Source organism: Sphingorhabdus sp. (genome assembly GCF_044239665.1).
In the GTDB taxonomy this organism is placed as follows: Bacteria; Pseudomonadota; Alphaproteobacteria; order Sphingomonadales; family Sphingomonadaceae; genus Sphingorhabdus_B.
Genome location: NZ_JBIIBA010000039.1, coordinates 1 through 12,012, shown reverse-complemented (window position 1 = coordinate 12,012; position 12,012 = coordinate 1). Strand labels below are relative to the sequence as shown.

The window sequence follows — 12,012 nt, the reverse complement described above, 5'->3', positions numbered from 1 at the left end:
AAAATCATCCCGCAAGCTAATCGATGCTCCCATGTCACCTCCTCCAAATGAAGAACAACATAGAATCAGACTTTCAACCGATTGGGAATCCCAAATCTGAGTCAGCATCAGCGCACGCTGGTATTACTTAGTTACTAGATGGTGCAAAAAGTTTTACCTATTTTTACATACGGTTACGGAAATTTTGGAAATTATACATCTGCAGAATGTACATAATTGGCTGGGGCGGCAGGGATCGAACCTGCGAATGGCGGCATCAAAAGCCGCTGCCTTACCGCTTGGCGACGCCCCAGCAAGCCAGTAATCTGGCCGGTGCGGGCGGCTTATATCGCGGGAATCTTATTGCGCAACTGCTTAATCAATGCGTTGCACCCAGCCATGGGCATCAGCGGCAATTCCGCGTTGAATATCCACAAGTTTTGACCGGATTTGCTGAGTCATCTGCCCTGCACCGCCCGCGCCAATGGTGAAACTACCCTTGGCGGACTGGACTTTTCCAACCGGCGTGACGACCGCCGCCGTTCCGCAGGCGAAGGTTTCAACCAATCGCCCCGATTCTGCATCGGCCCGCCACTGGTCAATGGCGTAGCGTTCCTCACGCACGTTCAACCCTTGCGCCCGCGCCAAAGTCAGCACGGAATCGCGGGTGATGCCTTCCAATATTGTACCGTCGGCTGGCGGCGTGATGATTGACCCGTCATCGAAAAGGAAAAACAGGTTCATGCCGCCCAGTTCCTCAACCCAGCGATGTTCGGCGGCGTCGAGAAACACGACTTGGTCGCAACCCTGCTTAATGGCTTCGGATTGTGCGACGAGGCTGGCGGCATAATTGCCACCGCATTTTGCCGCGCCCGTGCCGCCCGGTGCCGCGCGGGTATATTGTTCGGACACCCAGATCGAAATTGCGGGCGCGCCGCTTTTGAAATAATTGCCCGCCGCAGACGCAATGACCATGAACAAATATTCGGCAGACGGCTTCACGCCGAGAAACACTTCGCTCGCGATCATGAACGGGCGTAGATAAATGGAGCCGCCGTCGACAGGTGGAAACCAGTCTTTATCAACCTCAACCAATTGCTTGCACGCTTGCAGGAACATTTCTTCGGGCAGCTCGGGCATTGCCAAGCGCTTTGCCGAGCGTTGAAAACGACGGGCATTTTGTTCGGGGCGGAATAACGCCATCCCGCCATCGGCGAGGCGATAGGCCTTTAGCCCCTCAAAAATCTCTTGTGCATAATGCAAAACGGCCGTCGCAGGGTCGAGTGTCAAGGGCCCGCGTGGCCCTACCTTCGCGTCATGCCAGCCCTTGTCGTCCGAATAGCGGATCGTCACCATATGGTCTGTGAACACCCGTCCAAAACCGGGGTCGACCAGCCGCGCGGCGCGTTCGGAAGGATCTACCGGATTCGGGTTTGCCTCAAAAGGAAATGCGCCAGCGTTCATCGATGCTCTCGTTCATTAGGGTCTTGCACTGTCCTATGGCCTAGGCCAAGATACGTCAATATGGCTGTCCCATCTTCTGCTTCTGTCACCCCGACCGCGTCGCCCCTGTTCCTTCGTGAGAATGAAGTGCGCCGTGGGGTTGAGCTTTTGTTCTTCGGATATACGCGGCTCACCCGCGCTATTGACGAAGGGTTGGCGGAACATGGTCTTGGCCGCGCGCACCACCGTGCGCTGTATTTCATTGCGCGCCAGCCCGATTTGCCGATCAGCGCGTTACTTAAAATCCTCGCAATCACGAAACAATCGCTCGGCCGCGTGCTTACCGATTTAGCGGATAGGGGACTTGTCGAAACGCGGACAGGGAATGTCGACCGGCGTCAGAAACTCTTGCGCCTCACGCCCGAGGGGGTCCAATTCGAAGCGCAATTGTTTGATGCGTTGCGCAACAGCTTGGCGTCGGCTTATGCTGCGGCGGGGCAGGAATCGGTCACAGGCTTCTGGCGCGTCCTCGAAGGCTTGATCCCTGCTGAGGACAAGGCCATGGTCGTCGCCTTACAGAGAGATATTTGATGCGCGATACACTCATACGGCTCGAACATATCATTGCGCAGCGCGCGGACGCCGCCCCGGACAGTAGCTATGTCGCATCCTTATTCGCCAAGGGCCGCGGCAAAATCGCGCAAAAGGTCGGCGAAGAAGCGACCGAGACCATTATCGCCGCGCTGTCGGGGGACGCACAGCATGTGACGGCGGAAGCGGCGGACCTGATTTTTCACCTGATGATATTGCTGCGCGATGCGGGTGTCACGCTGGACGATGTGCTTGCTGAACTGGATCGCAGGGAAGGCGTTTCTGGCTTGGTCGAAAAAGCCGCGCGGACATAAGCCAAGGAGTGATACATGCCGATTGATCCGACACTGGAATATGACGACCAGAATATCTTCGCCAAAATCCTGCGTGGCGAGATACCGTGCCGCAAGGTGTTTGAGGATGAATGGGCCTTGGCCTTTGACGACATCAACCCGCAAGCACCGCTCCATGTGCTAGTGATACCCAAAGGCGCTTATGTCAGTTGGGACGATTTTAGCGCCAAAGCCAGCGATGCTGAAATTGGCGGCTTTATCCGCGCCGTTGGGCATGTTGCGCGTGAATTGGGGCTGGTTGAGCCTGGATATCGCTTGCTCGCCAACATTGGAATGAACGCGCATCAAGAGGTTCCGCACCTGCATGTCCATATTTTTGGTGGAAAACCGCTCGGACCCATGCTTATGCGGTGAAATTAAGTTGCGCTAATGCACGGAGTGTTTAGTTCGTTTGTGGAGCTATAATTTTTTGGGAGATGAGTATGATTTTCGGGCGCGTAAAGCCGCTTGATGCGATCTTGGCTACGGCTGAGAAAAAATCGCTCACGCGCACGCTGGGGGCTTTTCAGCTTACCATGTTGGGCATTGGTGCCATTATTGGTACCGGCATTTTTGTTTTGACGGCTGAGGCTGCAAATAAGGCCGGCCCTGCGATGATGATTAGCTTTGTCATCGCCGCCGTGGTTTGCGGACTGGCGGCATTATGTTATTCTGAATTGGCATCAATGGTGCCCGTTTCAGGGTCAGCTTACACCTATAGCTATGCCACTTTTGGCGAAATTATTGCGTGGATTGTAGGTTGGGCGCTTGTTCTTGAATATGCCATTGCCGCTTCGGCTGTGTCAGTTGGCTGGTCCGGATATATGGTTGGGTTGGTCGAAAACATATTCGCGATAGAGGTCGGTAATGACTTCGTTGCGGGGCCGTTTGACGCGAATCCTGGCATTATTAACGTGCCCGCTATGCTCATAGCGTTGCTATGCATGGCGCTATTGTTGATTGGAACCAAGGAAAGCGCGCGCTTTAACGCAATCTTGGTAGCCATCAAGGTATCGGCCCTCATGCTCTTTCTTGTTTTGGCATTGCCAGCAATGAACGCAGAAAACTTCCAGCCATTTAGCCCGAACGGTTTTTTTGCGAAGGAAGTGGTCGATCCGATTACGAATAACATGGTCACGGTCGGCGTTGCGGCTGCGGCGGCTTCTATTTTCTTTGCTTATGTTGGTTTTGACGCCGTTTCGACAGCAGCAGAAGAAACAATAAATCCGCAGCGGAACATCCCGATCGGTTTGATCGGTTCGCTGGCGATTTGCACCGTTATCTACATGCTGGTTGCGGCCGGTGCGACCGGCGCTGTTGGGGCTCAGCCTGGTGGTGAGCTGTCGCAATCGAAAGAAGCTTTGGCTTTCGTGCTGAATGAAATTGGTCATGGCTGGGCCGGTAAGCTCGTTGCTATTTCAGCCGCCATTGCATTGCCGTCGGTTATCTTGATGATGATGTTCGGCCAAACCCGCATCTTTTTTGTGATGGCGCGTGACGGTTTGCTGCCTGACGTCTTTTCCAAGCTTCACCCGAAATATGGAACGCCGCATGTGGTAACGATATGCACAGGTGTATTTGTGGCCTTGTTTGCGGCGCTTTTCCCTGTGGGTAAATTGGCTGACATTTCAAACTCTGGCACCTTGTTCGCATTCTTCACGGTTGCTGTCGGTGTCATGATTTTGCGTCGGACCAATCCCGACCGCCCCCGTCCATTCCGCACACCTTTGTATTTCTTGGTTTGCCCCTTGGCTGCGGTGGGTTGCGTGTTCCTGTTCTTCCAACTTTCAGGTTACACGGAACTTATGTTCCTAGGATGGACAACAATTGGGTTGGTCGTGTATTTCTTATACAGCCGTCGGCGCAGCCATGTTGGCCGAGGAATTGCGTAACGTTATCCAGCTGAAAAGCGGTTTAACGGCAATGTCGTGATTTAGTGACCAAATAACAAAAGGACAGGGGCGCTTCGGTGCCCCTTTTCTTTGCCTTAATTGCGCGGGTTTGTGGGCAGGGGCAATGTGGTGCCGGGGCGCGTGAACAGCTTCCCCTTTTCGCACCACAGCACAAGGCCAAGCGCCACCAGCCCGCAGCATAGGAACCCAAGCGCCACCGGATAGACCGTGCCGTCAAACTGCTGCCCGATAAATGCCCCAAGCGATGCCGAAAGCAATGTGCGGACGAAAGTCTGAAAGGACGAAGCCGCCCCTGCGACATGACCAAAGGGGGTCATCGCAATCGACGAGAAGTTGGAGCCGATAAAGCCAATCATCGCCATGTTACCGGTCAGCAATATCAGGAAGATTGGCAAGGATGTTGGTGCAAATTTGGCCGCAAGCAATTGCAACGCGCCCAAGGCGATAAAGGTCAACAAAGCGGTCTGCGAAACGCGGCGCGCGCCAAAACGTTCGACGATGCGCGAATTGGTGAAGTTGGACACCGCGATGCCAATGGCGATGATTGCAAATCCAATGGTAAAGAAATCCGCCGCGTTGAACACCTTGTCGAACATCTGCTGCGAACTGTTGAGATAGCCGAACAAAGCGCCCTGCGTAACGCCGGCGCCAATCATATAGCCAGCAGCGTTGCGGTTGAGGAAAACAATCTTCCACGCCTTGGCGAGCGCCTTTGGTTGGATGGGAATGACATTTTCGGGGGCCAAGGTTTCCGGCAAGCGCAGATAGACCCAGATAGCGGCGATGACCGCCATGAAGGCCATCAGGTCAAAAATAACCCGCCAGCCAGCGAAAAGCAGCACCAACTGGCCAATGGTCGGCGCGACAATTGGGACGATCATGAAGATGAGGAAGATGGTCGACATACGCCGCGCCATGGCGTCGCCTTCAAACTGGTCCCGTATGACCGAGATCACAAGAACGCCCATCGCCGCAGCTAATAGCCCATGGATAAAGCGCATGATCAGCATGGTTTCAAAATCAGGTGCAAAGGAACATGCCAAAGAAGCGATCCCCGAACCAATAATTGCGATCAACAATATCGGCTTTCGCCCATAACGGTCGGACAATGGACCGTAAATGAGTGCACCGATTCCTGTGCCAGCCAGAAAGGTTGAGATGATATATTGGATCTGATTCGGCTCGGTAAGGTGAAGGCCGCGCACCATAGCCGGAAAGGCGGGCAACATCGCGTCGATGGCCAGCGCATTGAGCGCCATAAGCGACGACATCATAACGGTCAGCTCGCGCGGACCGATGGACTTATGAACGGGAGTCTGGGTTGGCATTTTGTCGCTATGCGGCAGCGGCCACCATTTTGCCACCCCTAGGGTCAGGACCAGTTAAACGCGCCTTCGCGGTTTGAGGCCATTTCGACGCCGCGATGATGGATTTAAGTGGTCCTGACCCTAAATAAGTCCCGAGCTGCGCATGCTGCTGAAACCGTTTTTGCCAATGATGATGTGGTCGTGCACGGCTATTCCAAACTTTTTCCCCGCATCCGCAATGTCACGCGTCATTGCGATATCTTGGCGGCTCGGCGCGCTGTCTCCGCTGGGATGGTTATGGACAAGAATAATCGCTGCCGCACCAAGGTCCATCGCCCGTCGGATGACTTCGCGCGTATAAATGGCAGCTTGGTCGACGGACCCCTCGCTCGCTACCTCGTCCCGGATCAGCATGTTTTTGCTGTTGAGATAGAGCGTGCGCACGCGCTCAATTGTCAGATGCGCCATGTCGGCGCGCAGATAATCCAGCAACGATTGCCACGACGACAATATCGGCAGTTCGCGCACGGGCGCACTCAACAGGCGAATTGCCGCCACTTGGACTATCTTCAACGCCGCAACGCTGGTTTCGCCCATCCATTTTTCTTGCAGGATACTGTCGGCATCGGCGGTCAACAAAGCCGACAGGCTGCCATAACGGTGAATTAAATCCTTCGCGATCTGCTTGGTATCTCGCCGTGGAATGGCGAGTGCAAGGAGATATTCGATCAATTCATGGTCGTGCAGGCTCTCGCCATTTTTCTCCAGCAAGCGTTTACGCAAACGCGCACGGTGGCCCGTGCCATGATGTACCGTCTTGTCCGCAATATCCTGCATTGCTGCTATCCTCTTGTGACAAAACCCTTTTCTGTGATTTTTTCATGTGGTGCAAGTCACATCACGCAAATGCCGTTGCAACCCGTCGCCCTTTCCCGCATTTGAGTGACATGCAGGATGCTGCCGACGAAACACCGACGGGCGATGTCAATGTGCAGCCCGATAAAGGCGCACAGTGGCAGCGACGCATTTTCGGCGGCGTCGGCATCTTGCTCGCGCTGTTGTTGCTGTTTGCATGGGGCCAGCGTAACAATATTGCGGACCATTTTGTGCAAAATGCGTTTGCAGAGCGTGGTATCAAGGCGCGCTACACAATCGACACCATCGGTTTTCGCACCCAGCGTATCCGCGATCTTGTCATCGGTGATCCGGCCCGCCCTGACCTGACCGCAAAGCTGGTCGAAATCAACATGGCCTTGAACTTCTCCGGCGCACAGGTGCGGGACGTCCACGCGGACGGCGTGATGCTGCGTGGGCGTTATGCCGATGGCACATTGTCCTTTGGTGAACTCGACAAATTCATCGACCCAAAGTCCGCCGACCCGTTTGAGTGGCCCGATATCGCGGTAAGCATTAAGAACGCCCGCGCGCGGTTTGATACACCTTGGGGTGTCATGCATGCAGGCCTTAATGGCAGCGGCCTGCTGCGAAACCGATTTGCAGCCAAGCTGTACCTGCGCGCACCAGTTATTTCGGCGAGGGGATGTACTGCGGCGGACATGAAATTTGATGGTAAACTGCTGCTCGAATGGCGTGAACCGCGTTTGATTGGGCCAATTACGGCCACCAATGCAAAGTGCAGCAGTTTAGGCATCGCGCTGGTCGCGCCGCGTTTTGACACTAATCTCAAGCTGTCCGAACGGCTTGATGCTTGGGACGGCAGCTTCGCTTATGCCGCAGATGGGCTCAGAATATCGCAAGCTCAGTTGCAGGGCATGTCCGGCATATTATCGGTCAATGGCAAATTGGCGCGCACCAATTTCGACTTTACGATGGACAAGGGGGGGCTGCGTTCGGGCCCATTGTCGATGCGCCAGTTGGTTTTGGACGCCAAGGGAACAGCGGGGCTTGCCAATGGCCGCATGGCTTTGTCGGCGCGCGGCGCAATGTCTATCGGCAATGGCGCATTGGACCGTGGCACCCTTCCGAGCCTGCAGGGTCTAGCCGCGCAAACCAAGGATACGCCAATTGGGCCAATTGTCGCCCGCATTATGCCCGTCGTGGAACGCGCTGGCGATCAATTCTCCGCGCGGCTCGGCTTTGATGTCTATCAGGATTTTCAGGGCCGCCGCGGGGCCAAATTTGCCAATCTTGCCGTGACCAGCGTGTCAGGCGTCCGTCTGCGGCAGAGCGGTTCTGTTGGCATGACAGGCACTGCATCGGGCTGGCGACTGGACGCGCCTGCGCAATTGGCGCTGTCCGGACCTTATGTGCCGGCCACTACCCTTCGCCTTGCGCAATCGGGGCAGGCTTGGTTGGGTAACCTTTTCATCGCGCCTTATGCTTCCGGCGGGGCAAGCCTATCGGTGCCAAAGCTTGCGTTCAACATTGCGCCTGATGGTGCTTGGCGCTTTGCGGGGCAGGCGCGGATGTCCGGACCGTTGCCGGGTGGATTCGTAAATGGTCTAAATATGCCGATATCGGGGCGTTATGATGCTGGGGCCTTCACCTTGTATGACGGCTGCCAAAATGTCCGCTTTGACGCATTGCGGCTATCGAGCTTAGCCTTGCGCGGCCAGTCGCTGCGCTTATGCCCCGACGCAGGACGGCCAATGTTGATCTTGCGTGATGGCAACATGCGTTTTTCGGCCAATGTCGCAGACTTCAAAGCTTTGGGCACGCTTGGCAGCGCGCCCCTCGCTGCGCGCAGCAGCAGCGTCCGTTTCAGCCTGACCGACGGTTTTGCAGCCAAAGACGTCGTCGTTGAATTGGGCCAACCCGACGCGCGGTCTATCTTCAACGTGGCAAGCTTAAATGGCAGTTTTGGGGAAGGCGGCGCTTCGGGAATATTGACTGGCGGCGCGGGGCAGATTGGCAATGTACCTCTGCTGATTGAGGCCGCATCGGGCGAATGGCGCTACCTTGCCGAGACGCTGACGCTCAACGCGCGGCTGAATGTGTTGGATGCGGATCAGGTCGACCGGTTCATGCCTATGCTGGTGCCGGATATGCGGCTGTCGCTCGAAAACAACATCATTACCGCGACCGGCCATTTGGTCGAACCAACCACCAGTATGCGTGTGTCAGATGTCGATATCCGGCATGATTTAGGTAATAACAGCGGCCGCGCCTTGCTCGCTGTGGACGACCTGCGCTTTAATGAAGGCTTCCAACCCGACTTACTCACGGCGCTTGTCTTGGGCGTCGCCGCCAATGTCTATGGTAGCGTCTCGGGCGATGGCCGTATCGAGTGGGACACATTAGGGGTGCGCAGCACTGGCCGGGTTGCGACCCGCGACATGAACTTGGCCGCTGCCTTTGGCCCGGTCGAGAGACTGACGACCGAGGTGATATTCTCCGACCTTTTGGGCCTGGAAACCGCATCGGGCCAAATCGCAACGCTTGGGTCGGTCAACCCAGGCATTCCTGCACTGGGCGGAACGGTCAGCTACCGTTTACTGCCCAATCGGCAGGTAGCGATTGAATCTGGGCGCTGGCCATTTGCGGGCGGAGAATTGGTGCTTGAACCAACTGTCCTCGATTTTGGGGTTGAGTCCGAACGCCGCTTAACCTTCCGCGTCATTGGTGTTGATGCGGAAAAGCTGCTGGCTGGATATGATTTTCAAAATCTGCGCGTGACCGGGGTCTTTGACGGGGTTTTGCCGATGGTGTTCAACCAAGATGGCGGCCGCATCGTCGGGGGCGCTCTCGTGTCGCGTGCTGGCGGTGGGGAGGTTAGCTATCTCGGTGAACTTGCCTATGAAGATATGGGTAGGTTCGCCAATTATGCCTTTAACGCCTTACGCTCGATCCGCTACTCCACGCTGACTATTGGCGTGGGGGGAGACCTTGGCGGGGAAATTGTCACGGACATCAGCTTTACAGGCTTGCAACAGGGCGCATTGGCCAAACGCAACTTCATCACGCGGCAACTGGCGCGTATCCCGATAAAATTTAACGTCAGTGTGACTGCGGAGTTCCTGAAACTTATCGGCTCTATCCGGGGGCTTTATGACGCCAATTATGCGGCGGACCGCGATCTGCAATATTTGCTGGAAGAGCAGAAACAGCAGGACGCAAAACCGGAGGCGAAAGAAACTAAGGACAAACCAGTATATGAATGAACCATTCAGCATAGGGAAAGCGAACATGGCGCAAAACCGCGATCAATTGACGAACCGCACGGACAATGCGATTCGTCCCAACATGAAAAAAAGGATATTGTTGTGCACGCCGTTGATGGCGTCAGTTCTGACGGGATGCGTGCAGGTCACGGCGCCCGACAAGCCAATTGTCATCAACCTCAACATCGCGATCCGGCAGGAAATATTCTACAAGCTAGGCCCCGCGTCTCAAAAAGTGATTGAAAATAATCCAGGAGTATTTTGATGAGAGATTCTGTTGAAATGATCATCGCAGCGGTGTTGCTGGGTACGACCGCAACCAGCGCAATGGCCTTTCAGTCAGGGCGAGACCCTGCCTATCAAACTGCGCGGGAAAGCGGCCTGGTGGGCGAAAAATCAGACGGTTATCTCGGCTTTGTCGTTCCGCCTTCGTCGGCGGTTCGTGCCTTGGTCGAGGATATTAACATCAAGCGTAAGGCCGTGTATTCGAAGGAGGCTTTGGCAAATGGTGCAACCGTTGAAGAAATGGCGTTGCGCACGGGGTGCCGTTTGATTGCGGAGCGCACCGTTGCCGGTGAAAAATACCAGACACCGTCGGGTGCGTGGAAAACCCGAGACGATAGCCCGCCGCAATTGGACGCGCGTTGCCCGCAGTAAGACTGACCACATAGTTTGGACGGGCCGTAGCAGGGATGCTGCGGCCTTTTCTATTGCGTCGCAACATTCTTGCAGGCGCGCTGTTGACTTGGCGCGGGGGCTCTCCTAAAGCGCCCGTGCCTAGGCGGGGTTTGCCCGATTTCGAGGTGGTTTCCCTTGTTTAGAAAGGCCGGAATCACATGAATTCAAATAATCCCGGGCAGGACAATGACGGCACAAGTGACGCTCGGCTCGATTCGTTAGATTTGCAGCTGAAAGCGGCGCGGAAGGCCGAAGCGGTTCGCGCTGGTAAGGATCAGGTTCCGGCCAAAGGAATGCGGCAAGGGAACAGGGTTTTGACCGAGCTGATTGCGGGTCCTGCTGGTGGTGCTTTGGTTGGCTGGGTCTTGGACCGCTGGCTGGGTATCGCACCTGCGCTCCTGTTGACGTGCATGTTTTTGGGCATCGCGGTCGCCTTCAGGAATATTATAAAGATTTCAGCTGAGCGTCCGGACTAAACCGGGCGCTTGACGTGTATTTAACAGGGTAGTGAACGTGGCAGGCGAAAGCGGCAAAATCGATCCGATGTACCAGTTCAAGATTGAGCCGCTCGCGCAGCTTGAACTTGCTGGTTATGACGTCTCCTTCACCAACTCTTCGTTGTTCATGGTGCTTGTCCTTGGCGCTTTATGGCTGTTCATGGCGGGCGGAATGAAGCGCGAGATGGTTCCTGGTCGCTGGCAAATGGCTGTCGAAGGTGTGACTGGCTTCATCAACAACATGCTGACCGCAAATGTCGGTCCCGAAGGCAAGAAATATGTGCCTTTGGTGTTCTCGTTGTTCATGTTCATCCTGATGGCTAACTTCATGGGCATGATGCCGTTCGGTATCGTCCCCGGCGTGCATCCTTTCACGATCACAAGCCATTTGACCGTTACCGCCGTGCTGGCGCTGTTCAGCTTTGGCACCGTATTGGTCGTTGGCTTTTGGCGGCATGGCCTGCATTTCTTCAGCCTGTTTGTTCCACAAGGTACGCCATTGGCATTGATGTGGCTGATCCCGGTCATTGAACTGTTCTCATTCATGATTCGCCCATTCAGCCTTGCGCTGCGTTTGTTCGTCGCAATGACCGCAGGGCACATCTTGATGAAGGTGCTTGCCGGATTTGTGATTAACGGTTTGAACGCAGAAGCCGCTTGGGTGCCGCTGATTGTCAGCTTCCCAGCCTTTATCTTGATGATTGGTATTACCCTGCTTGAACTGCTCGTTTGTGCTATTCAGGCGTATGTTTTTGCACTTTTGACGTCGCTGTACATCAACGACGCCGTCAATTTGCACTAAGATTTCAACCACTAAGTTTTATTTTTAACAGGAGTTATTATCATGGACGCAGAAGCAGCCCAAATGATCGGTGCCGGTCTGGCAGCAATTGGTGCCGGTATCGCCGCTGGCGGTGTTGGTAACGTTTTTAGCTCGTTCCTTCAGGGCGCGTTGCGTAACCCAGCAGCAGCTGACAGCCAGCAGGGCCGTCTGTTCATCGGCTTCGCCGCCGTCGAACTTCTTGGTCTGCTCGCGTTCGTTATCGCGATGATCCTGATCTTCGTTGCCTAATTGACGGTTTCGCCCCGGCAACCGCCGGGGCATTTCCTCAATAGGATGAGCGCGTAATATGCCACAAATTGCCCAGATT

At 55.1% G+C, this 12,012-nt stretch carries 13 protein-coding genes and 1 tRNA gene; 10 read left to right on the top strand and 4 right to left on the bottom strand.

What is annotated here, in order from left to right:
• Positions 1 to 217: 217 nt before the first annotated feature.
• Positions 218 to 292: transfer RNA gene (locus ACILP3_RS09950), tRNA-Gln, on the bottom strand.
• A 62-nt stretch (positions 293 to 354) separates the two neighbouring features.
• Positions 355 to 1,443, bottom strand: a complete 1,089-nt coding sequence (locus ACILP3_RS09945) for a branched-chain amino acid aminotransferase (RefSeq protein WP_395616479.1) — start codon at positions 1,441 to 1,443, stop codon at positions 355 to 357.
• Positions 1,444 to 1,503: 60 nt separating this feature from the next.
• Between ACILP3_RS09945 and ACILP3_RS09940 the strand changes: the two genes are divergently transcribed.
• From ACILP3_RS09940 to ACILP3_RS09925, 4 genes are all read left to right on the top strand, one after another.
• Positions 1,504 to 2,013, top strand: a complete 510-nt coding sequence (locus ACILP3_RS09940) for a MarR family winged helix-turn-helix transcriptional regulator (protein WP_395616478.1) — start codon at positions 1,504 to 1,506, stop codon at positions 2,011 to 2,013.
• The gene (locus ACILP3_RS09935) at positions 2,013 to 2,327 is read left to right on the top strand and encodes a phosphoribosyl-ATP diphosphatase (RefSeq protein WP_395616477.1); all 315 of its coding nucleotides are present in this window, start codon (positions 2,013 to 2,015) and stop codon (positions 2,325 to 2,327) included. The genes ACILP3_RS09940 and ACILP3_RS09935 overlap by 1 nt, the downstream gene beginning before the upstream one ends.
• Before the next feature lie 15 nt (positions 2,328 to 2,342).
• Complete coding sequence (locus tag ACILP3_RS09930) at positions 2,343 to 2,720, top strand: histidine triad nucleotide-binding protein (RefSeq protein WP_395616476.1); 378 nt, start codon at positions 2,343 to 2,345, stop codon at positions 2,718 to 2,720.
• A gap of 68 nt (positions 2,721 to 2,788) precedes the next feature.
• The gene (locus ACILP3_RS09925; RefSeq protein ID WP_395616481.1) at positions 2,789 to 4,237 is read left to right on the top strand and encodes an amino acid permease; all 1,449 of its coding nucleotides are present in this window, start codon (positions 2,789 to 2,791) and stop codon (positions 4,235 to 4,237) included.
• Between the two features lie 95 nt (positions 4,238 to 4,332).
• Here the strand turns inward: ACILP3_RS09925 and ACILP3_RS09920 are convergent, their stop codons facing one another.
• A complete protein-coding gene (locus ACILP3_RS09920; RefSeq protein WP_395616475.1) occupies positions 4,333 to 5,586 on the bottom strand; it encodes a multidrug effflux MFS transporter in 1,254 nt (417 codons plus the stop codon).
• Between the two features lie 120 nt (positions 5,587 to 5,706).
• Positions 5,707 to 6,402, bottom strand: coding sequence for a DNA repair protein RadC (radC, locus tag ACILP3_RS09915; RefSeq protein ID WP_395616474.1), 696 nt, complete (start codon positions 6,400 to 6,402; stop codon positions 5,707 to 5,709).
• A 110-nt stretch (positions 6,403 to 6,512) separates the two neighbouring features.
• Between radC and ACILP3_RS09910 the strand changes: the two genes are divergently transcribed.
• From ACILP3_RS09910 to ACILP3_RS09885, 6 genes are all read left to right on the top strand, one after another.
• The gene (locus ACILP3_RS09910) at positions 6,513 to 9,686 is read left to right on the top strand and encodes a YdbH domain-containing protein (RefSeq protein ID WP_395616473.1); all 3,174 of its coding nucleotides are present in this window, start codon (positions 6,513 to 6,515) and stop codon (positions 9,684 to 9,686) included.
• Positions 9,679 to 9,951: a YnbE family lipoprotein gene (locus tag ACILP3_RS09905; protein ID WP_395616472.1), complete on the top strand. Its 273-nt coding sequence runs from the start codon at positions 9,679 to 9,681 to the stop codon at positions 9,949 to 9,951. The genes ACILP3_RS09910 and ACILP3_RS09905 overlap by 8 nt, the downstream gene beginning before the upstream one ends.
• Positions 9,951 to 10,343 carry a YdbL family protein gene (locus ACILP3_RS09900; protein ID WP_395616471.1) on the top strand — a complete coding sequence of 131 codons (393 nt, stop codon included), beginning with the start codon at positions 9,951 to 9,953 and terminating at the stop codon, positions 10,341 to 10,343. Before ACILP3_RS09905 ends, ACILP3_RS09900 begins: the two co-directional genes overlap by 1 nt.
• 179 nt (positions 10,344 to 10,522) lie before the next feature.
• On the top strand, positions 10,523 to 10,840 hold the full coding sequence (locus tag ACILP3_RS09895; RefSeq protein WP_295490194.1) for an AtpZ/AtpI family protein: 318 nt from the start codon (positions 10,523 to 10,525) through the stop codon (positions 10,838 to 10,840).
• A gap of 67 nt (positions 10,841 to 10,907) precedes the next feature.
• Complete coding sequence (locus ACILP3_RS09890; protein WP_395616480.1) at positions 10,908 to 11,663, top strand: F0F1 ATP synthase subunit A; 756 nt, start codon at positions 10,908 to 10,910, stop codon at positions 11,661 to 11,663.
• A gap of 42 nt (positions 11,664 to 11,705) precedes the next feature.
• Entirely contained in the window at positions 11,706 to 11,933 is a 228-nt protein-coding gene (locus ACILP3_RS09885) for a F0F1 ATP synthase subunit C (RefSeq protein ID WP_125229901.1), read from the top strand.
• The last annotated feature ends 79 nt before the right edge of the window (positions 11,934 to 12,012 follow it).

Bases quoted from the DNA above. Each gene is read 5' to 3' on its own strand.
- ACILP3_RS09930 (WP_395616476.1), top strand. From the start codon at position 2,343: ATGCCGATTGATCCGACACTGGAATATGACGACCAGAATATCTTCGCC.
- ACILP3_RS09940 (WP_395616478.1), top strand. From the start codon at position 1,504: ATGGCTGTCCCATCTTCTGCTTCTGTCACCCCGACCGCGTCGCCCCTG.
- ACILP3_RS09890 (WP_395616480.1), top strand. From the start codon at position 10,908: ATGTACCAGTTCAAGATTGAGCCGCTCGCGCAGCTTGAACTTGCTGGT.
- ACILP3_RS09935 (WP_395616477.1), top strand. From the start codon at position 2,013: ATGCGCGATACACTCATACGGCTCGAACATATCATTGCGCAGCGCGCG.
- ACILP3_RS09925 (WP_395616481.1), top strand. From the start codon at position 2,789: ATGATTTTCGGGCGCGTAAAGCCGCTTGATGCGATCTTGGCTACGGCT.
- radC (WP_395616474.1), bottom strand. From the start codon at position 6,402: ATGCAGGATATTGCGGACAAGACGGTACATCATGGCACGGGCCACCGT.
- ACILP3_RS09920 (WP_395616475.1), bottom strand. From the start codon at position 5,586: ATGCCAACCCAGACTCCCGTTCATAAGTCCATCGGTCCGCGCGAGCTG.
- ACILP3_RS09895 (WP_295490194.1), top strand. From the start codon at position 10,523: ATGAATTCAAATAATCCCGGGCAGGACAATGACGGCACAAGTGACGCT.
- ACILP3_RS09910 (WP_395616473.1), top strand. From the start codon at position 6,513: ATGCAGGATGCTGCCGACGAAACACCGACGGGCGATGTCAATGTGCAG.
- ACILP3_RS09945 (WP_395616479.1), bottom strand. From the start codon at position 1,443: ATGAACGCTGGCGCATTTCCTTTTGAGGCAAACCCGAATCCGGTAGAT.
- ACILP3_RS09900 (WP_395616471.1), top strand. From the start codon at position 9,951: ATGAGAGATTCTGTTGAAATGATCATCGCAGCGGTGTTGCTGGGTACG.
- ACILP3_RS09905 (WP_395616472.1), top strand. From the start codon at position 9,679: ATGAATGAACCATTCAGCATAGGGAAAGCGAACATGGCGCAAAACCGC.
- ACILP3_RS09885 (WP_125229901.1), top strand. From the start codon at position 11,706: ATGGACGCAGAAGCAGCCCAAATGATCGGTGCCGGTCTGGCAGCAATT.